Source organism: Paenibacillus durus ATCC 35681, from assembly GCF_000993825.1.
In the GTDB taxonomy this organism is placed as follows: domain Bacteria; phylum Bacillota; class Bacilli; order Paenibacillales; family Paenibacillaceae; genus Paenibacillus_AQ; species Paenibacillus_AQ durus_B.
On record NZ_CP011114.1, the window covers coordinates 3,617,886 to 3,638,792 of the forward strand.

Consider the following 20,907-nt stretch of genomic DNA (forward strand, 5'->3'; position numbering starts at 1 on the left):
TAGAGCGTTTATCCTACTAAAATAATAATGGCCTGTGACCTGCACTTTTAGTACGCAAAAAGCAGATTCACAGGCCAAGTACATTTTTATGTTTCCTCGCTACTAGACATGGGTAAAATGGAATGAGATTTTATATGGAGATGTGGGATGATAAGCTGATTAGCAGCGCAAGGTTCTTGTGCTTCGCGGCTTTCACGAGCACTCATGTGCGCAGAGGCACCATGTTAAATCGCTCTATTAGTCTAGAATCCGTAGTTTTAACCACGCAGTAAAGCGAAGAACCATTTTTATTCATGGTTTGGTAAAACCCTGTATCCACTAGATTTTCCTGCAAAACGGGCCTTCGCAAATGATATCCGCTCCCCTGCCTGCGGGTCCCCGGCCAAATACGGCCAAAAGAGGCAGCAGCAGTATACTTGCCGCCAGCAAAGACGCCCTGATCGAGAACCGGCTGCCGATCCAGCCAACCACCGGTCCGCCGGCCGTCTGGCCAAGCGCGTCGGACTGGCTGACCATCGACAGAACGGTCACCCGGCTCCGGCTCTCCAGATTCCGGTTCAGCCAGGAGGCATACACCGGCTCGGCTACTGAAGAAGCCATGCCGATGACAAGTACGGCGGACATCGCGAGGCCAAATGACGGCGACAGCGCAAGTAAGGCGATACAGGCGATGCGGACAGCCGTCAGCAGCAGCATAACCGCAGACAGCTTCCGCTCGCCGCCCATATCGATTCTTCGCTCGGCAAAATGCACGGCAAGCAGTCCCAGCAGGGTTTCCGCCGCTCCGATAAGGCCGAACCAAGCCGCCATTGACAGCGGCAGATCGGGAAAGCCGATGCCGTTAATCAAATGCACCTGCCACAGACGGTCATAGCCTTCGGAGGCGGCGCCTCCCAGCAGTGTCACACAGACCATCGTAATCAGTAGGGGGTTTCTGCGCACCACGGCTGCTCCTTCCAGCCACGTATTCCGCATCGCCCGAAAATGCGAGACTTGCGGCTCGCGGCTCCGGGGCTTAAACTTCGTCTCCCTCATGCAGCGAAGCAAATACAACCCCGCCGTGAAGTAGATTGCCCCGCCAGCCAAATACGGTAGATTCGGCATAAGCATCGACAGCCCCACACTGATGCCGATGCCCAGCAGGGATGCGACCAGCGAGAGACGCTGGGATCACATGAACAGGCTTCCGGCTTCTTCTTCGCCTGCCTCATCGACAATCCATGCCGTGTCCGCCCCGCTGATGAACGTCCAGCCAAGACCGAACAGCAGCTGTGCGCCCAGCACCACGGCAAAGGCGGAGAACAGAGACGCGCCGCCCGTAAGCCAAACCGCGCTTCCCTCCAGCGTGAAGCCGCCCCCCAGAATAAACATGCCGATAATGACAGACAGCCGCCTTCCGTACGTATCGGCAACCACCCCGGTGATTCCCTCAAACACCAGTACCGTCAGTTCCAGCACCGTTCCGATCAGCATAAGCTGAAGAGGATTAAATCCCAGCTTTGCCACATAGTAGACACTATACGTCGTAAAAATGGTACTCCCCGCCAGAGCCGTCATAAACTTCATCCATAAATACACTTGTGATGCCCGGTACCGATTCAAAATATGTTCCGCCTTTCAGGCAGGCGGACCTTTCATGCCATGACTATTAGGCGGAGGACTAATCCTCCGCTGCCGCCAAGCCGCCCAGCCCGCGCTGCCGCTTCGATTGAGATTGGTGTACATTTGGTTTTCCATTGAGCAGAATAATCGTTGTTTGATCGAACTGTCGGCTTCTTGACATGCTGAAGCACCTCCGTTAATAAATTGCCTTAATTATAGCTTATACGCCATGAATAGAATACCTAAATTTTTACATCCGCTTTGCCTGTAAAGCGGGTTCCGGAGAGGATGTTGCAGGGCGGGTAAATATGCTGAATTTTGGGAGGCAAAAAAACCGCCGGCGCTTTCGCAGGCGGTTCAAACTCTTTTCTACTCGGACAAAATACGCTTCTGCCCTTCCAGGGCGCGGATCGGAGCGATGTTTTGTGTAAATTCCAATGTTCCCAGATAGCGCCCTTCTTCGTCGCGGACGGCAAAGTAGCGGATATAAATAAATTTGTCCTTCATTTGAATCCAGAAATCCTCGGCGTCCTTGTTGCCGGACTTGAAATCCTCCAGCAGCTTCTCTACGACATGCACGCTTTGCGGCGGATGGCAGTTCTGCACGGTGCGGCCGATCACGGCCTTGGTGCGGGCAAAGATACGTTCTTTGCCGTGGGAGAAATAACGGACCACATCGTTCTCATCGATAAACGTCAGATCGACCGGCAGATGATTCATGATCAGTTCAAGCTGCTGCACAGACAGTATGCCGGTCTCAAAGCGGATGAAGCCCTGCGGGGTTCCGGCGCTTTCCGCTTCCTTCGCCTCTGCGTCCACGGGCTCGGGATTGCGCTCCGGCACCCATTCTTTCTCCGGCGCAGCCAGACAGAAGCCGATCGTGCCGCTCTCCCGGGCAATTTTTACCCATTCGTCCTCGGTCAGCTTGTCCAGCGCCATCGGCAGCAAAATATTCTCTTCCTTAAAAACCATCTCATTCACTTCTTTAATGATAAGCTCAAGCGCCGACACCACTTCCTCCCGGTTTCCGGTATAGCCGGACAGAAGGGCTTTGGCCTCCTTGATCATGCTGCGGATGCCGTCGTCCACGCCCCACATCACCTGAGTCGGACCGTAAATTCCGTACTTCTCCAGATAAGGGAATAGCAGGTTCTCCTTGCGGCTGAAGTGTTTGTCGATGTCCAGCAGAAGGCCCAGATCCTCCAGCAGCTTGAAGATGATTCCTTCATCATCGCTTTTGCGGAATTTATCCTTATGCAGCTCCACCCGGAAATTAACCAGCTTCTCAATCTCGCGGTTCTCCAGCTTGAACGTATGCACCGGATGACCTGGCTGCTCCTCGGGCTTGGATGACCGGTGAATCTCCTCGATGGAGCCTTTGAAGATAGCCGTATGCACAGAGCATAGACGCTGCACTTCGGTTACCGGAATCCCTTCCTCCGTCATCAGTGAATGCTCCATTGCGGATATTTCCGCCACCGTCACATCTCCGACCGCTTCTTCAAAGCGGGCTTTCACTTCCTCGACGCTTTTGCCGGCATGCAGTTCCTTGATGATTTCTTTCAGCATATTCTGCCGATGGGTCTGCTCTGTCTCATGGACTTCCCGGTTATTGATTAATTCGCTCATTTTGATCCTCTCCTCTATTCCTGAATAATGAATCCGTGACGACGAAACGTCTGCTTGACGGTGTCTATATCTATTTTCTTAAGCTTGATGCCTTTCGCTAGTGTCATAAAACGTCCGGCCGTCTGCAGCATGCCCGGCTTGGCGATATCTTGGAAACCCAGCTCAATCATGATGTCCTTTACTTCGGGATCACGGCTGACCAGATCGAATATCGGTTCATTTATGCTCAATGTTTTTTGCATACAGCTCAGCCCCTTGCCAGTGGCCTGCCCTTTTACGGATAAGACCCATTTTATTGATAATCCTTCTCAACACAAGACTAGCATGGGTGAAATATCGGAATTGTGATTACAATCACAAAGTAAAAAAACTCTTATTGAACTCCTGTTCACAGGCCTCAAGAACCATTAAAAAACGCCGCCGTTACGGCAGCGCGTCTTTCAATTTCTCTCCCGCCTCCCGCAGGGACTCGAACGTTCCCGCGTCGCTCCACCACTCTTTCAGCACATCGTAGCTCAGCTTGCGGTCTGCGGCATACAGGTTGTTGACATCGGTAATCTCAAGCTCACCCCGCCGGGAAGGGGTAATTCTCCGGATAATATCAAATACGGCCTTGTCGTACATATAAATGCCGGTTACGCAGTAGCCGGTCTTCGGTTGTTTCGGTTTTTCTTCGATATGGGCAATCCAGGCCGAGTCCGTACCATCGAACACGGGAACGCCGTACCGTCGCGCATCCTCCACCGGCTTGAGCAGCACCTTCGCGGTACCCTCCGGCTGCCGGAGGTAGCTGTCCACATAAGGAGTAAGATCCTCTGTAAATAAATTGTCTCCAAGCAGCACGACGAACCGCTCCCCCGAAGGAATAAAATCTTTTGCAAGCTCCAGCGCCTCGGCGATTCCGCCGGCGGCTTCCTGAATTTTATAGGTCAGGGACACGCCGAACTCGGCGCCGCTTCCCAGGAAATCCGTGTACATTCCGGCGGACTGTCTGCTGATTACAAGAAGAATGTCGGTGATGCCTGCCTTTCGCAGCCTGTCGACGCCGTAACAGATCATCGGATATTTGCCGACCGGAAGCAAATGCTTATTCATCATCCGGGTGAGCGGATAAAGCCTTGTTCCCGTTCCGCCTGCCAGTATGACTCCTTTCAAAGCCCATTCCTCCTTTCCACATGTAACCTAAATAAATTGCGTAGGGTCGACACCCCATTTTTCAATATATAACCCGCGATTGCGGTTGATCAGCTCATCTAATCCGGAACGGTAAACCTCCTTGAAGCTTGCGCTTCCCTCGTGATGCACCAGACAATCGCCGGCGATCAGCAGGTGGTAACCGTGAAGCCGGGCGCGCATACAATAGTCATCGTCCTCGTAATGCCCCGGAGAGAATCTTTCATCGAGCAGACCAACCCTGCTAAGCACTTCCCTTTTGAATAAAAAGCATAAACCAACCAGCCGCTTCGTCTCGCTCCATTTGGAGGGATCAGGGATATTCGCCGTTGCCGCTGCCGCGTGGAACCCGGCAATGTCCGCATACCGGGTATCGACCATCTGCCGGCCGCTGGCATAATTCGTCACGGGACCGACAATACCGATATTTGGAGAACTGTACAGGGCGGTCTTCAGATTGGCAAGCCAGTTCTTCGAGACAATGACATCATTATTGAGCAGCAGCAGTTCGTCCCCGGAAGCTAATTGCAGGCCGCGATTACAGGCGGCCGGAAAGCCGGCGTTGGCGGGCAGAGAAATGAATGTAATCTTTTCTCTGCGGCAGTATGTTGTCGTTCCGTCGCTGGAGGCGTTATCCACGACAATTAATTCGTAAGGTTCCGCCGTATATCGGCGGATTGCATCTACACAGGTCCTTAAAAGGCTCAGCCCGTTGAAGGTCGGAATAATAATGCTGGTCCGTGTCATATTCCGTTCCTCCAGGCCGCAACCAGGCGTCGGCTCTCCGGGCCGTTCTCTTTCAAGAGCCGGTCTGCCGCGCCGCGGGCGAGTACTTCCGCCAGCGCTTCGGCATGATCGCCAATAATCATTTGTTCCACGTTGTTTCCCGTCCCCGTATTCCCCTTTCGTCTTCTGTTCCGTTTGATTACGTTGACCGTTCCCGCGTTCTCTACGCGCAGCTTCTCCAGAATGGCCGTTGCCTGCGCCTTGGGCGGCACCGACAGCGCCTGGGGTCCGATAAGCTCCAGCATTTTGCGGGACAGGGCATGAGGCACGGCGGTCATTGACCCGGCTCCCAAGTCTTCCCTGCCAAGCGCCATGTTCAGAAACATTTTGCAGCGCGTTACGTTATCGCATTTTCCAAATATGGGAAGTAGTGGATTCAGATCATTGAGCGCCACATCCGCTCCCTGGTCCACAGCGGCAACGAATGGGAAGAGCGCCGGAGCGGGAATGGGCAGATCGCCATCGAGAAAGAGCATAATATCTCCCTGGCTGAGCTTCGAGCCGATCGCCCGCCCCACATCATGTCCAGCCGCCCTAGGACAATGGACGACAATTGCCCTGCCGCACTGCCGCGCCTGCCGGAAGCTGTGATCGACGCAGCCGTTGAGCACAACGATGATCTCCTCTGGCATGAGCCGTTCCGCTTCTCTCAGGACAGACCTCAGCGTCTTCTCCTCATTGCAGGCGGTAATGATAACCGACAGCTTTCCATGCAGCGCCGGCGGAGTCCATAAGAACCTGCGGGCGGTTCTTGCATAGCGATGGCTGGCAGGTCCTCCGGCGCGGTTTCCGGCAGCTCTTCCAGCGGCTCTTCGGTCGGTTCCCGCACCCGTACCCAGAGCGGTTCTTATGGAGGTCCGCTGCGATTTGGGCGATCCGGCTCTCTTCATGCCGTTTCCCTTCCGAAGCTTTCGCGGCTTCGCAGGTCCCGAGAGGGCGCTTCTCCGGCGGGAAGAGGCGGCTGTAGAAGACCTGCCCGCAGGCTTCGCATGAATTCCAATTCTCATGAATCTGTCACCTCACCATCTCCCGCCGCCGGGCTCCGTCGCCGAATCCGGCTCTCCCGCCTCTGTGCTCCAGCACCAGGGAAACCGCTCTAAGATGATCCACGACGATAATCTGCTGCAAAGGGTCCGTTCCATCCGCTTTGGGGCGGATGACATTCATTCGGCCGACAGGCACTTTATGCGCCGCTACTACCCTAAGCCCTTCCATAACAGCCTTGGCCTGCGCCACCGGAGGCGATGACAACAGCCCGCTGCCGAGCGTGTCCAGCGCCCTGCGGCTCAGCGCGTGCGGAACCGCCGTCATCGAGCAGCCTTTCAGGTCCGGACGGCGCAGCAGAATATTGAGCGCATGCTTGGAGAGTACAACCGGATGGGGACGGTGACGGCCGACCGGTCCGGAATAATCGTTCAATGCGACGTCTGCACCTCTTCTTACAGCCGCCGCAAAAGGGCGGAGCTGCTCCGCTGGAATAACGAGATCACCGTCCGTAAACAAAAGAATCTCACCCTTCGCCGACTCCGCCCCGACACTGCGGCCAACATCATGTCCCAGCGGCTCCGCGCAGGAAATTACGCGCGCTCCGCAGGATGCGGCAATCTCCGCAGTGCCATCCGAAGAGCCGTTGGCCACAACGATGACCTCGCAGCGCGAATCGACCTTTTTTGCTTCCGTGACGGCCGCAGCAATCGTACCGGCTTCATTCATTGCCGGAATGATCACGGACACTAGCGGCTCTGGATGATTGCCGTCGTATACGGCTTTATGAGACCGGGCCTCGCGGCGTAAAGGGGAACGCCGGGACCTAAGGGAGCGCTTTGCTGGCTTCATGCTCATTCATCCTCCTTGCAGAGCATTTCCCGGGGCGGGGTTCATCACAGTGTATGTAACGGATTCATACCGGCAACGGCCAACGTCCACGTTTGTTCAAAATTTAGGCATCAGCAAAGCTGTCTTATGTATGCTGAAAAAGCACAGCCGGGGGCTGCGCTTTTTCATTATTTTTTAATTATGGGACCCGTCTATACAAAATCCTGTTCTGCAAACCCGGGAGCTATATTTTCAATCGTATAAACGCTCCTCTGGAGCAGGCTTCGCCGCAGGAGCCCCAATAGCGATCCAGGAGAGGACGCCGTAGAAATGCTGAGTCTCGCCCAGACGAACAACTTGAATAATAGCATCCGCACTACCCCTGCTTTTTAACGAGGCATGGAAGAAGGGCTGGTTGGTCATGGCAACCATAACATAGCCCGTGTGGCCGAACGGCTCATCGAAAGTCACCGCCACGTCCACGCTGTCTGATTCTGCGGCAAACATGAACGCCGACATTCCGAACTGCTGAAGCGTTGAACGGTTTCCTGCGCTCCGCACCGGGTTGAACGTCAGATGCTCAGGGCTCACCGCTTCACGCATCAGATGCTCACTGCCTACAGAAGATGGAGCAATATGGCAGCTCTGCACGCTTTCCTCCTCCAGATGGCTGGACTGGATAGAAAATGGGGCGATCTTCGAACCGTCCACCGCTTCGTCCTGAAGCTCCGCTCCGCCCACTGCTCCGTCCGCCAGCCGGTCGCTGCCTATGCTCTTCGGCGCAAGCTTGCTGCCGGTGATTGATCCGTCGGGCAGCAGCTCCGAAGAGCGCACCTCGGGCGACAGATGCTGGAGCGTAATTCCGCCCGGCGTGATATGGCGGCCTTCCACCGAGCCTTCCGCCAGATGCTCCGATTGAACGGAGGATACCGTCAAGTGCTCACCGCCAATGGAGGAAGGAGCAAGATGGTAACTCTGTACGCTTTCTTCTTCCAGATGGCGGGACTGAATGGAGAAGGAAGCAATTTTCGAGCCGTCCACCGCTTCGTCCTGAAGCTCCGCTCCGCCTACCGCTCCGTCCGCAATCCGGTCGCTGCCGATACTCTTCGGCGCAAGCTTGCTTCCGGCAATCGAGCTGTCGGGCAGCAGCTCCGATGAGCGCACCTCGGGCGACAGATGCTGGAGCGTAATTCCGCCCGGCGCGATATGGCGGCTTTCTACCGAGCCGTCCGCCAGATGCTCCGATTGAACGGAGGATACCGTCAAGTGCTCACTGCCAATGGAGGAAGGAGCAAGATGATAACTTTGCACGCTCTCTTCTTCCAGATGGCGGGACTGAATGGAGAAGGAGGCAATTTTCGAGCCGTCCACCGCTTCATCCTGAAGCTCCGCTCCGCCCACTGCGCCTTCCGCCAGCCGGTCGCTGCCGATGCTCTTCGGCGCAAGCTTATTTCCGGTAAGCGAGCCGTCGGGCAGCAGTTCTGGGGAACGCACCTCGTATGATAAATGCTGGAGCGTAATTTCGCCCGCCGCGATATGGCGGCCTTCTACCGAGCCGTCCGCCAAGTGTTCTCCAGTGATGGCTTCCGTGGTCAAGTGCTCGGAGTGAACGGCTCCTTCACCTAGTTTGCCGGATGTGACGCTGCCGTCCTGAAGCTGTGCGGACGAGACCGAGTCCGGCTGGAGATGGCCGACACCGACAGACAGGGATTGGATATGCTCGCCGCCGATAACGCCGGGGGTCAAATGCTCCGGCTGAACCGTACCCGGCGCGATATGGCGGCCTTCTACCGAGTCGTCTGCCAGATGTTCTCCAGTGACGGCTTCCGTGGTCAAGTGCTCGGAGTGAACGGCTCCTTCACCTAGTTTGCCGGATGTGACGCTGCCGTCCTGAAGCTGTGCGGACGAGACCGAGTCCGGTAGAAGATGGCTGACTCCGACAGACAGGGATTGGATATGCTCGCCGCCGATAACGCCGGGGGTCAAATGCCCTGGCTGAATCGCACCCGCCTCAATATGGCGGCCTTCCACCGAGCCGTCCGCCAGATGCTCCGATTGAACGGAGGATGTCGTCAAGTGCTCACTGCCAATGGAGGAAGGAGCAAGATGGTAACTTTGCACGCTCTCTTCTTCCAGATGGCGGGACTGGATAGAGAAGGGGGCGATCTTCGAACCGTCCACCGCTTCATCCTGAAGCTCCGCTCCGCCCACCGCTCCGTCCGCCAGCCGGTCGCTGCCGATGCTCTTCGGTGCAAGCTTGCTTCCGGTAAGCGAGCTGTCGAGCAGCAGTTCTGGGGAACGCACCTCGTATGATAAATGCTGGAGCGTAATTTCGCCCGCCGCGATATGGCGGCCTTCTACCGAGCCGTCCGCCAAGTGTTCTCCAGTGATGGCTTCCGTGGTCAAGTGCTCGGAGTGAACGGCTCCTTCACCTAGTTTGCCGGATGTGACGCTGCCGTCCTGAAGCTGTGCGGACGAGACCGAGTCCGGCTGGAGATGGCCGACGCCGACAGACAGGGATTGGATATGCTCGCCGCCGATAATGCCAGGGGTCAAATGCTCCGGCTGAATCGCGCACGGCGTGATATGGCGGCTTTCTACCGAGCCGTCCGCCAGGTGTTCTCCAGTGATGGCTTCCGTGGTCAAGTGCTCGGAGTGAACGGCTCCTTCACCTAGTTTGCCGGATGTGACGCTGCCGTCCTGAAGCTGCACGGACGAGATCGAGTCCGGCAGAAGATGGCCGACGCCGACAGATGAGGGGCGGATATGCTCGCCGCCGATAATGCCGGGGGTCAAATGCTCCGGCTGAACCGCGCCCGCCTCAATATGGCGGCCTTCCACCGAGCCGTCCGCCAGATGCTCCGATTGAACAGCCGAGGCCGCCAATTGCTCGCCGCCAATAGATGATGGAGCAAGATGATAGCTCTGCACACTCCCTTCTCCCAAATGGCGGGACTGAATGGAGAAGGGGGCAATTTTCGAGCCGTCCACCGCTTCATCCTGAAGCTCCGCTCCGCCCACTGCGCCTTCCGCTAGCCGGTCGCTGCCGATGCTCTTCGGCGCAAGCTTGCTTCCGTCAATCGAGCTATCGAGCAGCAGCTCCGACGAGCGCACCTCGTCTGACAGATGCTGGAGCGTAATTTCGCCCGGGGCGATATGGCGGCTTTCCACCGAGCCCTCCGCCAGATGTTCTCCAGTGACGGCTTCCGGGGCCAAATGCTCCGAACCAACCGCTCCTTCACCCAGTTTACTAGCGGTGACGCTGCCGTCCTGAAGCTGCATGGACGAGACCGAGTCCGGTAGGAGATGACCAACACCGACAGATGAGGGGCGGATATGCTCGCCGCCGATAACGCCAGGGGTTAAATGCTCTGGCTGAATCGTACCCGCCTCAATATGGCGGCTTTCTACCGAGCCGTCCGCCAGATGCTCCGATTGAACGGAGGATGCCGTCAAGTGCTCACTGCCAATGGAGGAAGGGGCAAGATGGTAACTCTGCACGCTCTCTTCTTCCAGGTGACGGGACTGAATGGAGAAGGGGGCAATCTTCGAGCTGTCCACCGCTTCATTCTGAAGCTCCGCTCCGCCCACTGCGCCTTCCGCCAGCCGGTCGCTGCCGATGCTCTTCGGCGCAAGCTTGCTTCCAGCAATCGAGCTATCGAGCAGCAGCTCCGACGAGCGCACTTCCTCAGACAGATGCTGGAGCGTAATTCCACCAGCCGCGATATGGCGGCTTTCCACCGAGCCCTCTGCCAGATGCCCCGATTGAACGGCGGATGCCGTCAAGTGCTCACTGCCAATAGAGGAAGGAGCAAGATGATAACTTTGCACACTCTCTTCTTCCAGATGGCGGGACTGAATAGAAAAGGAGGCAATTTTCGAGCCGTTCACCGCTTCGTCCTGAAGCTCCGCTCCGCCCACCGCTCCGTCCGCCAGCCGGTCGCTGCCGATGCTCTTCGGCGCAAGCTTGCTTCCGTCAATCGAGCCGTCGGGCAGCAGCTCCGACGAGCGCACTTCCTCAGACAGATGCTGGAGCGTAATTCCACCAGCCGCGATATGGCGGCCTTCTACCGAGCCTTCCGCCAGGTGTTCTCCAGTGATGGATTCCGGGGCCAAATGCTCCGAACCGACGGCTCCTTCACCCAGTTTGCCGGATGTGACACTGCCGTCCTGAAGCTGCACGGACGAGACCGAGTCCGGCAGAAGATGGCTGAGGCCGACAGACAGGGATTGGATATGCTCGCCGCCGATAATGCCCGGGGTCAAATGCTCCGGCTGAATCGCACCTGGCGCGATATGGCGGCTTTCTACCGAATCTTCCTCCAGATGTTCTCCATTGACGGCTTCCGGCATCAAATGCTCGGAACCGACCGCTCCTTCACCCAGTTTACTAGCGGTAACGCTGCCGTCCTGAAGCTGTACGGACGAGACCGAGTCCGGCAGAAGATGGCTAACGCCGACGGATGAGGGGCGGATATGCTCGCCGCCGATAACGCCAGGGGTCAAATGCTCCGGTTGAACCGCGCCCACCTCAATATGGCGGCCCACTACCGAGCCTTCCGTCAGATGCTCCGATTGAACGGAGGATGCCGTCAAGTGCTCACTGCCAATGGAGGAAGGAGCAAGATGGTAACTTTGCACGCTCTCTTCTTCCAGATGGCGGGACTGGATAGAGAAGGAGGCAATCTTCGAGCCGTCCACCGCTTCGTCCTGAAGCTCCGCTCCGCCCACTGCGCCTTCAGCCAGCCGGTCGCTGCCGATGCTCTTCGGCGCAAGCTTATTTCCGGTAACCGAGCCGTCGGGCAGCAGCTCTGGGGAACGCACATCGTCTGACAGATGCTGGAGCGTAATTTCGCCTGCCGCGATATGACGGCCTTCCACCGAATCTTCCGCCAGATGCTTCGATTGAACGGAGGATGCCGTCAAGTGCTCACTGCCAATGGAGGAAGGAGCAAGATGGTAACTTTGCACGCTCTCTTCTTCCAGATGGCGGGACTGGATAGAGAAAGAGGCAATCTTCGAGCCGTCCACCGCTTCATCTTGAAGCTCCACTCCGCCCACTGCGCCTTCCGCCAGCCGGTCGCTGCCGATGCTCTTTGGCGCAAGCTTATTTCCGGTAACCGAGCCGTCGGGCAGCAGCTCTGGGGAACGCACCTCATCTGCCAGATGCTGGAGCGTAATTTCGCCTGCCGCGATATGGCGGCCCTCCACCGAGCCCTCTGCCAGATGTTCTCCAGTGACGGCTTCCGGCATCAAATGCTCGGGGCCGACCGCTCCTTCACCCAGTTTACTAGCGGTAACGCTGCCGTCCTGAAGCTGTACGGACGAGACCGAGTCCGGCAGAAGATGGCTAACGCCGACAGATGAGGGGCGGATATGCTCGCCGCCGATAACGCCAGGGGTCAAATGCTCCGGCTGAACCGCACCCGCCTCAATATGGCGGCCTTCCACCGAGCCATCCGCCAGATGCTCCGATTGAACGGAGGATGCCGTCAAGTGCTCACTGCCAATGGAGGAAGGAGCAAGATGGTAACTTTGCACGCTCTCTTCTTCCAGATGGCGGGACTGAATGGAGAAGGGGGCAATCTTCGAGCCGTCCACCGCTTCATTCTGAAGCTCCGCTCCGCCCACAGCGCCTTCAGCCAGCCGGTCGCTGCCGATGCTCTTCGGCGCAAGCTTATTTCCGGTAAGCGAGCCGTCGGGCAGCAGCTCTGGGGAACGCACCTCGTCTGCCAGATGCTGGAGCGTAATTTCGCCTGCCGCGATATGACGGCTTTCCACCGAGCCCTCTGCCAGATGTTCTCCAGTAACGGCTTCCGGTATCAAATGTTCCGAACCAACCGCTCCTGCACCCAGTTTACTAGCGGTGACGCTGCCGTCCTGAAGCTGCATGGACGAGACCGAGTCCGGTAGGAGATGACCAACACCGACAGATGAGGGGCGGATATGCTCGCCGCCGATAACGCCAGGGGTCAAATGCTCCGGTTGAACCGCGCCCGCCTCAATATGGCGGCCTTCCACCGAGCCATCCGCCAGATGCTCCGATTGAACGGAGGATGCCGTCAAGTGCTCACTGCCAATGGAGGAAGGAGCAAGATGGTAACTTTGCACGCTCTCTTCTTCCAGATGGCGGGACTGAATGGAGAAGGGGGCAATCTTCGAGCCGTCCACCGCTTCATTCTGAAGCTCCGCTCCGCCCACAGCGCCTTCCGCCAGCCGGTCGCTGCCGATGCTCTTCGGCGTAAGCTTGCTTCCTGCAATCGAGCCGTCGAGCAGCAGCTCTGGGGAGCGCACCTCGTCTGCCAAATGCTGGAGCGTAATTTCGCCAGCTGCGATATGGCGGCCTTCTACCGACCCTTCCGCCAGATGCTCCGATTGAACAGCCGATGCCGCCAATTGTTCGCCGCTAACAGATGATGGAGTAAGATGATAGCTCTGCACACTCCCTTCTCCCAAATGGCGGGACTGAATGGAAAAGGGGGCAATCTTCGAGCTGTCCACCGCTTCATCCTGAAGCTCCACTCCGCCCACTGCGCCTTTCGCCAGCCGGTCGCTGCCGATGCTCTTCGGCGCAAGCTTATTTCCGGTAAGCGAGCCGTCGGGCAGCAGCTCTGGGGAACGCACATCGTCTGCCAAATGCTGGAGCGTAATTTCGCCCGCCGCAATATGGCGGCCTTCCACTGAACTGTCCGCCAGATGTTCTCCAGTGACGGCTTCCGGCATCAAATGCTCGGAGCCGACGGCTCCTTCACCTAGTTTACCGGCGGTAACGCTGCCGTCCTGAAGCTGTAGGGACGAGACTGAGTCCGGCAGAAGATGGCTGGCGCTGACGGATGAGGGGCGGATATGCTCGCCGCCGATAACGCCAGGGGTCAAATGCTCGGATTGAACCGCGCCGGGTCCGATGGCTTTCTTCCCTACCGACCCTTCCGCCAGATGCTCCGATTGAACAGCCGAGGCCGCCAGCTTGGCGGAATTGATGCTGCCGTTCGCTAGTTTGGCGGCGGTTACCGCAGAATCGCTGAGCTTATCGCTCGTTATGCTCTCGGGCGACAGCTTGAGCGAAGTCACGGCATGATCCGCGAGATGATGGGGCTGAACCGCTTCGGCGGCAAGATGGTAGCTCTGCACGCTCGCCTCTTCCAGATGGCGGGACTGGATGGAGAAGGGAGCGATCTTCGAGCCGGTCACCGATTTATCCTGAAGTTCCTCTCCGCTGACCGCGCCTTCCGCCAGCCGGTCGCTGCCAATGCTCTTGGGCGCAAGCTTGCTTCCGGTGATCGAATTGTCGGGCAGCAGCTCCGGGGAGCGGACCTCAGCCGACAGATGCAGGAGCGTAATTCCACCAGCCGCGATGTGGCGGCCTTCCACCGAGCCTTCCGCCAGATGCTCTCCAGCTACAGATTCCGCGGCCAAATGCTCGGAGTGGACGGCTCCCGCACCTAGTTTGCCAGCGGTGACGCTGCCGTCTTGAAGCTTTACGGACGAGACCGAACCCGGCTGAAGATGGCCGAGTCCGATGGACGAGGAACGGATATGCCCGCCGGCGATACTCTCGGGGGATAAATGCTCTGACTGAACCGCTCCCGGCTGAATAGCTTCCTTCCCTACCGAACTTTCCGCAAGATGCTCCGATTGAACAGCCGAGGCCGCCAATTGCTCCTCGCCGACAGAGGATGGGGCGAGATGGCTGCTCTGCACGCTCGCCTCTTCCAGATGGCGGGACTGGACGGAGGAAGGTGCGATCTTCGAACCGCTTACCGCTTCATCCTGAAGCTCCGCTCTGCCCACCGCACCTTCGGCCAGCTGATCGTTGCCGATGCTCTTCGGTGCAAGCTTGCTCCCGGCAATCGATCTGTCGAGCAGCAGATCCGAGGAGCGCACCTCATCTGACAGATGCTGAAGTGTAATCCCGCCGTCTGCGATATGCCGGCCTCTCACCGAGCTGTCCGTCAGGTGCTCCGAATTAACGGATTCCGGGGCCAAATGTACGGAACCGACAGCATTTTCTCCCAGTTTATCTGCGGTGACGCTGCCTTCCTGAAGCTGGACGGATGAAACCGAGTCCGGTAAAAGATGACTGACGCCGACAGACAGAGAGCGGATATGCTCACTGCCGATAATGCCGAGGGACAAATGCTCCGGCTGAACCGCTCCCGCCGCGATTGCTTTCTTCCCTACCGATCCGTCCGCCAGATGCTTCGATTGAACGGACGATGCCGCCAGCTTGACGGATTGGACACTGCCGTCAGCAAGCTTGGCGGCAGTTACCGCGCAATCGCCGAGCTTGTCGTTCGTTACGCTCTCGGGTGACAGCTTGAGCGAGGTAACCGCATGATCCGCAAGATGATGAGGCTGAACCGATTCTGCGGCAAGATGGATATCCTTTACTGCGCCTTCCGCCAGCTTATCCCCCGACACCGATCCTGGCTGAAGGGCAATAGGGGCTACGCTGTTCTTCCGCAAATGCCGGGTGTCCACCGCTCCGGCCGCCAGATGTTCGGCCTCCACCGCCGCGTTCTGCAGAATGCGGGCACTGACGCTGGAATCGGCGAAATGCTTCTCTCCCACCGAGCAGAATGCGATATGCTCTCCGCTGACCGCACCCGGCGTAAGTGCGGCTCCGCCAACCGCACCCGCGGCCAGCTTGCTTGCAACTACGCTGCCGTCAGCGAGCTTGGCTGCGGTAACGCTCTGCGGACGAAGATGACCTTCGCCCACCGCTTCCCCGGCGAGCTCCCCGCCCCCAACGGCTCCGGCCGCCAGGTGCCGGGAATGCACCGCGTTGTCCTGAATCTGGCCAGGTCCCACCGCATCAGCTGCAAGCTGTTCTTCGCTTACAGCTTCGCGCTGAAGGTGGGCGTTGCCCACGGACTGAGGAGCAATTTGCGGACCGCGCACGGCGGATTTGGCGATATGCCGGGTGCTCACGACCTCGTCGGCCAGCTTGTGCCCAAGCACGCTCTGGTCGGCAATCTTGGATGAGGTGACCGCCTGTTCCACAAGCTGCGACGTGCCTACAGCGCCGTCCGCCAGCTTGGCGTAAGTTACGCCCCGGTCCGCCAGATGACGTCCCGCAATCGCTCCGCTGGCGATATGCCCGCCGGTGATGCTGTCCGGCGCAATATGCGAACTCTGTACGGAGTCATCGGCTAGCTCCTTGGAACCGACCGCACCTTCAGCCAGATGCCCGCTGCCGATGGTGCCAAGCTGGATCTGCTCCCCGCTGATGATCCGGCCCACGAGCTGTTCTCTGCCGATGGCTCCCGGCGCTAGATGCTTCGCGCTTATAATGCCATTTCCCAGATGGCGGCCTTCGATGATACCTTCCTCCAGCTTTGCGCCGGAAATAGAGTCGTCTTCGATGATGTCGCCGCCAACCGATCCGTCGGTGAGCTTGGAACGGTCGATAAGTCCATTCTCCAGATGGCGGCCGGCAATCGAGCCGCTCTGGATTTTGTCTCCGGTCACCGCTCCTTCCTCCAGCAGCTCGGTGGTGACGACGCATTCACTCAAATGACGGCTTTCAATCGACCCCTCGGCAATTTTGCTGGCGTCGATCAGACGGTCGGCCAGCTTCTCCGGACCGATGCTGCCCTCCTTCAGCTTCTCGCCGCCGATGGAGTGGTCCAGCAGCTTGCCGCCAGAGATGCTGCCTTCGGCCAAATGCTCGCCAGACACGGATTCCGGCGCGATTTTGACCGAAGTTATCGCCTTGTCCGCGATATGGATGGTTTGCACTGCATAATCCTGGATCCAGGGAGCGCCGATAATGCCAGGCTTCAGCTTCGATCCGTCGATGCTGCGCGGAGCAATTTTGGGTCCGGTCACCGCTCCGTTGGACAGGTCATCGGTATATACCTTCCGCTTCTCTTTCTCCAATCTCTCGGGAAAAGAGAGCGTATCCGGCTTTACGTCGGCAGTGACGTCTATGGCTTCCGCCACCGAATGCAGCGCCAATGCCTCTTTTTCCATGTTGTCTGCCGGTTTGACAGCCGGGGCTATGGTACCTTCTGATTTGACAGTCGGGACTATGGTGTCTTCCGGTTTGACAGCCGGGACTATGATGTCTTCCGGGTTGGCAGTCGGGGCTATGATGTCTTCCGGTTTGAAGGTCAGGTCTATATCCGTTTCATCACTTTCCACATCACCCTTCCCAGACTGCTGCCACCCGTCTTCCAGTATACTCAGTTCCTTGATGTTGGGATTATCCACAAAATACAGCCGTTTTTTCGCCTTGCTCGGCAGCTTCTTTCTGGATCTGCTCACAAGCAGTCCCTCCCTCCCTGTGTTATCGCCTAAGCATCATATGCGGGAAACCGGGCGAGTGACACCCTTTTCTCCCATATCAGGAACCAAAAGGCGTATAGAGATAGAGATCCGTCTCATTAGACAAGCTGCTCGGTCAAGCGGACAACTATTTTTATCAATATGAAAGGAATATGTAAAAAATGGGCTCCTGCCACTCGCTCATTCGTCCACCCTGACAAGCGGATATGCACATATCTTAATTGAAGAGATCGACATTAGCCGCAAGGCGCGGATTACCACCCGGGAGGGATAGACTAATGGAGCAAAAACTCATCGGCATACTACTGAATGCCGCCGCCCACCGGGGGGTTCCCCAAGGCAGGACGGGGTGGGAATCCCTTGCACGCTATGAGGAAGCCGCGGACGCCTACGGCCTGACTCCCTGCTATTTGAAGCTGTCGGACATTGATCCCGCCTCCGGTTACAGCGCCGCTTATATCAAGGGTCCTCAAGGCTATAAGAGAGTCGTTATACCGATTCCCCAAGTCATCCATAACCGGGCGATTTATCCTCCCGGAAATACCGGGACACAGCGGCTGGCCGCCCGCGGGGTCAAGGTGTTCAACCGGCGCAGCAGATACGGCAAAGATGAGATCCACAGGCTGCTGTCCCTTAATCCGGAACTTCTCCGCCATCTTCCGGGTACGGAGGCCGGAAGCAAAGGCCTGCGGAGAATGATGGAGCAGTATTCGGATCTTATCCTGAAGCCCCGCCGGGGGAGCATCGGCAAAGGGATCATGCGTCTGAGACGCGAAGACCAGGAGGGCTGGGTCTTGGATTATCTGTATAAGGGCCGGATGGTCACTGTAAATATCGATCCCTCCAAACTTCCGCATGCGCTGCTGCGCCGCATGGATGCCGGCTCTTATCTCATTCAGGAGCGCATTCCGCTTGCGGAGGCGGGCGGAAGACCCTTTGATTTACGGGTCACCGTCCAGCGGGGATGGGGCGGCGATTGGGCCGTAACCGGCCTCTTCGCCAAGCTGGCGCCTCCCGGCGGCTTTGTCTCCAACATCGCCCGGGGCGGAGAAGCGGTGCAAGCTTCTTATGTGTTGGATCAGGCCTTCCCCGCCCGCGCCGCCGCTCATTACCGCATGTCGGCTGCAAGCCTCAGCCTTGCGGTCGCACACTGCCTGGAGAGCAGCCTGCCGGGACTCGCCGATATCGGACTCGACATCGGACTTACGCGGGACGGACAGCTTTTTTTCATCGAATGCAACGGGCGAGACCAGCGGTACGGATTCTATAAAGCGGGACTGCCTGAAGTCTGGAAGGACAGCTACCGGCGGCCGATGGGATATGCGCGGTACTTGCTGGAAGGCGGGGCGGAGCGATAACGTTATTGATTTGTCCTCTATTCTATGTCAATATAATGCAGAGCGGCCCTGGGCCTAAAGGACCCGGGGCTGTGCTGTATGACGGAAGGGTGACAAGGCATGGTTAAACGACTCCTGCGGCTGATGACCGAGTTGTCCTCGCACAGGTGGATTTCCCGCATAATGGGCGCTTTTTCCCACAGCAGGATCAGCCGGTTTCTGATCCCGGCATTTATCCGGACCTATCATATTCCCGCCTCGCAGGCCGAGAAAGACCCCCGGGAATACGCGACTCTCAACGAGTTCTTCAGCCGCAGGCTGAAGCCGGGCATGCGGCCCGTCACAGAAGTGGCGGACGCTCTGGCAAGCCCCGTGGACGCGATGATTACGGCGATGGGGAAGATTGAATCGGGAACGATTCTGAATGTAAAAGGACAAGACTATAATCTGGAGGAGCTGCTGAACCACTCTCCCCACCAGGAGCTTTACAAGAAAGGCTTTTTTTTCGTGCTGTATTTAAGTCCTACCGACTATCACCGCATTCATTCTCCCGTTACCGGAAAAAAGACGGAGAGCGACCACATTCGCGGGCGCTGTTATCCTGTTAACGAATTTGGCATGAAACATATGAAAAGCGTGCTGTGCCGCAACGAGCGGCTGATCACCTATATCGCCCACAGTTCCGGTGAAGTTGCGGTCGTGAAGGTGGGCGCGATGAACGTCAGCAGTATCCGCTATTCAGTTGAGGACAAAAGCGCATGGGAAATCGGCGAGGACCTCGCTTACTTCGAGTTCGGTTCGACGGTGGTGCTTCTGACCGAGACCGGCATTTTCAGCCCCCGCCCGGGACTTGAGCCCGGCACGAAGGTCAAAATGGGTGAGCTGCTTGGATTTTTGCAGCCAGCAAAATAAGTGGCGCCATGAGTTGAACCGAAGCAGGCCGGGAGATCGGCAGGATGATAATCCGCCAATCTCCCGGCCTGTTCTTTTGCTCACGGGCTGGTTAGTGCAAGCTTAATTACAACTTAATAAGTGCTATTTACCTGATCGTCTTATCCGAAGAATATGGGGAATAATCTGGTCTGTCAGAACATCATGAATCGTATAACCTGCTATTCCAGTTACCCTGTGACCATCTTTATCTCCAATGTTCTGTGGTACATGAAAGTGCCAAGGATCGAATTGTCTCACATCATCCGAAGCCTCTTTGGGATGGTAGTGAGCATGAAACTTTTGAAGAACTTCTCCGTTGCCAGCGTGCCAATCATAATAATACTCAATCAGCATTGAAGATGAATCAAAAATTTCTCTACAGCGAAGATAACAATCATCATGGTGAAAAGAGATTTTTGCGTTAACTTCTCTTCCCTTTTTGTGGTCCAGTTCTTGTTGAGGTGTCTCAGCAACTCTCACTTCTAGAATTTCTCCATAAACATATTCAAGGTTAGAAAAAGTGGTTTTGGGTATGTTGAGCGACTTTCGCACTTGTTAACCTCGCTTTGTATGACCACCAAACTGAAGCATCGGTATCTTCTTCTGTCAATTCCTTGATTGTCTTATCACCAAAAACTTCTTCAAATGGTTTGCCGTCGTATTTATCTTCCATTTCCTTAATAGAAAGCTGTAAATATGTTATTTCGTCGACTTCAGGTTGTTGATTTTCTTTCTCCCAATTCGCTTTTAATACGGTGATGGAGACTTGCTTTCCATTCGGAAACAAGACCTCAGCCTCTTCAGGAATCCTGGACCACTTTTTGTCTTCTTTTTCCGGAACACCTATAATTTTCTTCTCACGCAACCAAGTATTGATGGTTTGTGGGGACACTCCAATATACTTAGCAACATCGGTTGTCGAAAATGTTATACCGGATATTTCTTTGGCAGACTCCTCCGAAATATGTTGCAGCAACATGGTAGCACATTCAATCAAAGAATCTTTACGGAACAAATCTTCTTCGCTCCAAGTTTTGATGTATCGTTCAGCACCTTTAACGGTATACAGAAGATTTTTAATAATTGCAGCCGTAAGAGGCAGGTCAATCTCCACCATCTTCTTCAACAAATCGTGAGCAGCCGGTCCATTTAAAAGCCCACGTTCAATTACTGTAGGACGCATAATCATCTCACCTCTCACCTCCTAATTTACTAGTATACGAACCAGATGTCAACAAAGTGAAAGCAAACAGAAAGCAAATTTAAAAAATATTATTAATCTTTCAATGAAAATTATACATATCTGAAGGGAATATCGGCGGCGCCCGTAATGATCGCCATT

Annotated in this window: 14 protein-coding genes; 2 read left to right on the plus strand and 12 right to left on the minus strand. The window is 56.5% G+C overall.

The window, feature by feature from the left end; genetic code table 11:
- Nucleotides 1–318: 318 nt before the first annotated feature.
- The 10 genes from VK70_RS28975 to VK70_RS16770 all read right to left on the minus strand — a co-directional run bounded on the left by VK70_RS28975 (nt 319) and on the right by VK70_RS16770 (nt 17,274).
- Nucleotides 319–1,104 (minus strand): MFS transporter, encoded by a 786-nt coding sequence (locus VK70_RS28975; RefSeq protein ID WP_233277697.1) that lies wholly within the window; start codon nt 1,102–1,104, stop codon nt 319–321.
- Nucleotides 1,105–1,170: 66 nt separating this feature from the next.
- On the minus strand, nt 1,171–1,602 hold the full coding sequence (locus VK70_RS28980) for an MFS transporter (protein WP_025694368.1): 432 nt from the start codon (nt 1,600–1,602) through the stop codon (nt 1,171–1,173).
- Between the two features lie 58 nt (nt 1,603–1,660).
- Nucleotides 1,661–1,783, minus strand: a complete 123-nt coding sequence (locus VK70_RS29250) for a hypothetical protein (protein ID WP_267885603.1) — start codon at nt 1,781–1,783, stop codon at nt 1,661–1,663.
- A gap of 188 nt (nt 1,784–1,971) precedes the next feature.
- Complete coding sequence (locus VK70_RS16735) at nt 1,972–3,231, minus strand: DUF438 domain-containing protein (protein ID WP_025694367.1); 1,260 nt, start codon at nt 3,229–3,231, stop codon at nt 1,972–1,974.
- A 14-nt stretch (nt 3,232–3,245) separates the two neighbouring features.
- Nucleotides 3,246–3,473, minus strand: coding sequence for a DUF1858 domain-containing protein (locus tag VK70_RS16740; protein ID WP_025694366.1), 228 nt, complete (start codon nt 3,471–3,473; stop codon nt 3,246–3,248).
- 181 nt (nt 3,474–3,654) lie between these two features.
- Nucleotides 3,655–4,386 carry a sugar phosphate nucleotidyltransferase gene (locus tag VK70_RS16745; RefSeq protein WP_025694365.1) on the minus strand — a complete coding sequence of 244 codons (732 nt, stop codon included), beginning with the start codon at nt 4,384–4,386 and terminating at the stop codon, nt 3,655–3,657.
- A gap of 27 nt (nt 4,387–4,413) precedes the next feature.
- The gene (locus tag VK70_RS16750) at nt 4,414–5,151 is read right to left on the minus strand and encodes a glycosyltransferase family 2 protein (protein ID WP_025694364.1); all 738 of its coding nucleotides are present in this window, start codon (nt 5,149–5,151) and stop codon (nt 4,414–4,416) included.
- On the minus strand, nt 5,148–6,197 hold the full coding sequence (locus VK70_RS16755; protein WP_025694363.1) for a glycosyltransferase family 2 protein: 1,050 nt from the start codon (nt 6,195–6,197) through the stop codon (nt 5,148–5,150). Before VK70_RS16755 ends, VK70_RS16750 begins: the two co-directional genes overlap by 4 nt.
- A 7-nt stretch (nt 6,198–6,204) precedes the next feature.
- On the minus strand, nt 6,205–7,026 hold the full coding sequence (locus VK70_RS16760; protein ID WP_025694362.1) for a glycosyltransferase family 2 protein: 822 nt from the start codon (nt 7,024–7,026) through the stop codon (nt 6,205–6,207).
- A 231-nt stretch (nt 7,027–7,257) separates the two neighbouring features.
- On the minus strand, nt 7,258–17,274 hold the full coding sequence (locus tag VK70_RS16770) for a WIAG-tail domain (protein WP_046723539.1): 10,017 nt from the start codon (nt 17,272–17,274) through the stop codon (nt 7,258–7,260).
- Nucleotides 17,275–17,573: 299 nt separating this feature from the next.
- Here VK70_RS16770 and VK70_RS16775 point away from each other — a divergent pair, with 299 nt between their 5' ends.
- Nucleotides 17,574–18,653, plus strand: a complete 1,080-nt coding sequence (locus VK70_RS16775; protein WP_025696377.1) for a YheC/YheD family endospore coat-associated protein — start codon at nt 17,574–17,576, stop codon at nt 18,651–18,653.
- 99 nt (nt 18,654–18,752) lie between these two features.
- Nucleotides 18,753–19,544, plus strand: coding sequence for an archaetidylserine decarboxylase (gene asd, locus VK70_RS16780; protein ID WP_025696380.1), 792 nt, complete (start codon nt 18,753–18,755; stop codon nt 19,542–19,544).
- 123 nt (nt 19,545–19,667) lie between these two features.
- Here asd and VK70_RS26575 read toward each other — a convergent pair whose 3' ends face one another.
- Together VK70_RS26575 and VK70_RS16790 are read right to left on the minus strand one after the other, a co-directional pair.
- Nucleotides 19,668–20,045 (minus strand): toxin-antitoxin system TumE family protein, encoded by a 378-nt coding sequence (locus VK70_RS26575; RefSeq protein ID WP_051505129.1) that lies wholly within the window; start codon nt 20,043–20,045, stop codon nt 19,668–19,670.
- A gap of 31 nt (nt 20,046–20,076) precedes the next feature.
- Nucleotides 20,077–20,754, minus strand: a complete 678-nt coding sequence (locus VK70_RS16790) for a helix-turn-helix domain-containing protein (protein ID WP_025696383.1) — start codon at nt 20,752–20,754, stop codon at nt 20,077–20,079.
- Between the last annotated feature and the right edge of the window lie 153 nt (nt 20,755–20,907).

What these genes read in the sequence shown, in the direction of transcription:
- VK70_RS28975 (WP_233277697.1), bottom strand. Translation starts at nt 1,104, where the DNA reads ATGCCGAATCTACCGTATTTGGCTGGCGGGGCAATCTACTTCACGGCG.
- VK70_RS29250 (WP_267885603.1), bottom strand. Translation starts at nt 1,783, where the DNA reads ATGTCAAGAAGCCGACAGTTCGATCAAACAACGATTATTCTGCTCAAT.
- VK70_RS16735 (WP_025694367.1), bottom strand. Translation starts at nt 3,231, where the DNA reads ATGAGCGAATTAATCAATAACCGGGAAGTCCATGAGACAGAGCAGACC.
- VK70_RS16740 (WP_025694366.1), bottom strand. Translation starts at nt 3,473, where the DNA reads ATGCAAAAAACATTGAGCATAAATGAACCGATATTCGATCTGGTCAGC.
- VK70_RS16750 (WP_025694364.1), bottom strand. Translation starts at nt 5,151, where the DNA reads ATGACACGGACCAGCATTATTATTCCGACCTTCAACGGGCTGAGCCTT.
- VK70_RS16755 (WP_025694363.1), bottom strand. Translation starts at nt 6,197, where the DNA reads ATGAGAATTGGAATTCATGCGAAGCCTGCGGGCAGGTCTTCTACAGCC.
- VK70_RS16760 (WP_025694362.1), bottom strand. Translation starts at nt 7,026, where the DNA reads ATGAAGCCAGCAAAGCGCTCCCTTAGGTCCCGGCGTTCCCCTTTACGC.
- VK70_RS16775 (WP_025696377.1), top strand. Translation starts at nt 17,574, where the DNA reads ATGGAGCAAAAACTCATCGGCATACTACTGAATGCCGCCGCCCACCGG.
- asd (WP_025696380.1), top strand. Translation starts at nt 18,753, where the DNA reads ATGGTTAAACGACTCCTGCGGCTGATGACCGAGTTGTCCTCGCACAGG.
- VK70_RS16790 (WP_025696383.1), bottom strand. Translation starts at nt 20,754, where the DNA reads ATGATTATGCGTCCTACAGTAATTGAACGTGGGCTTTTAAATGGACCG.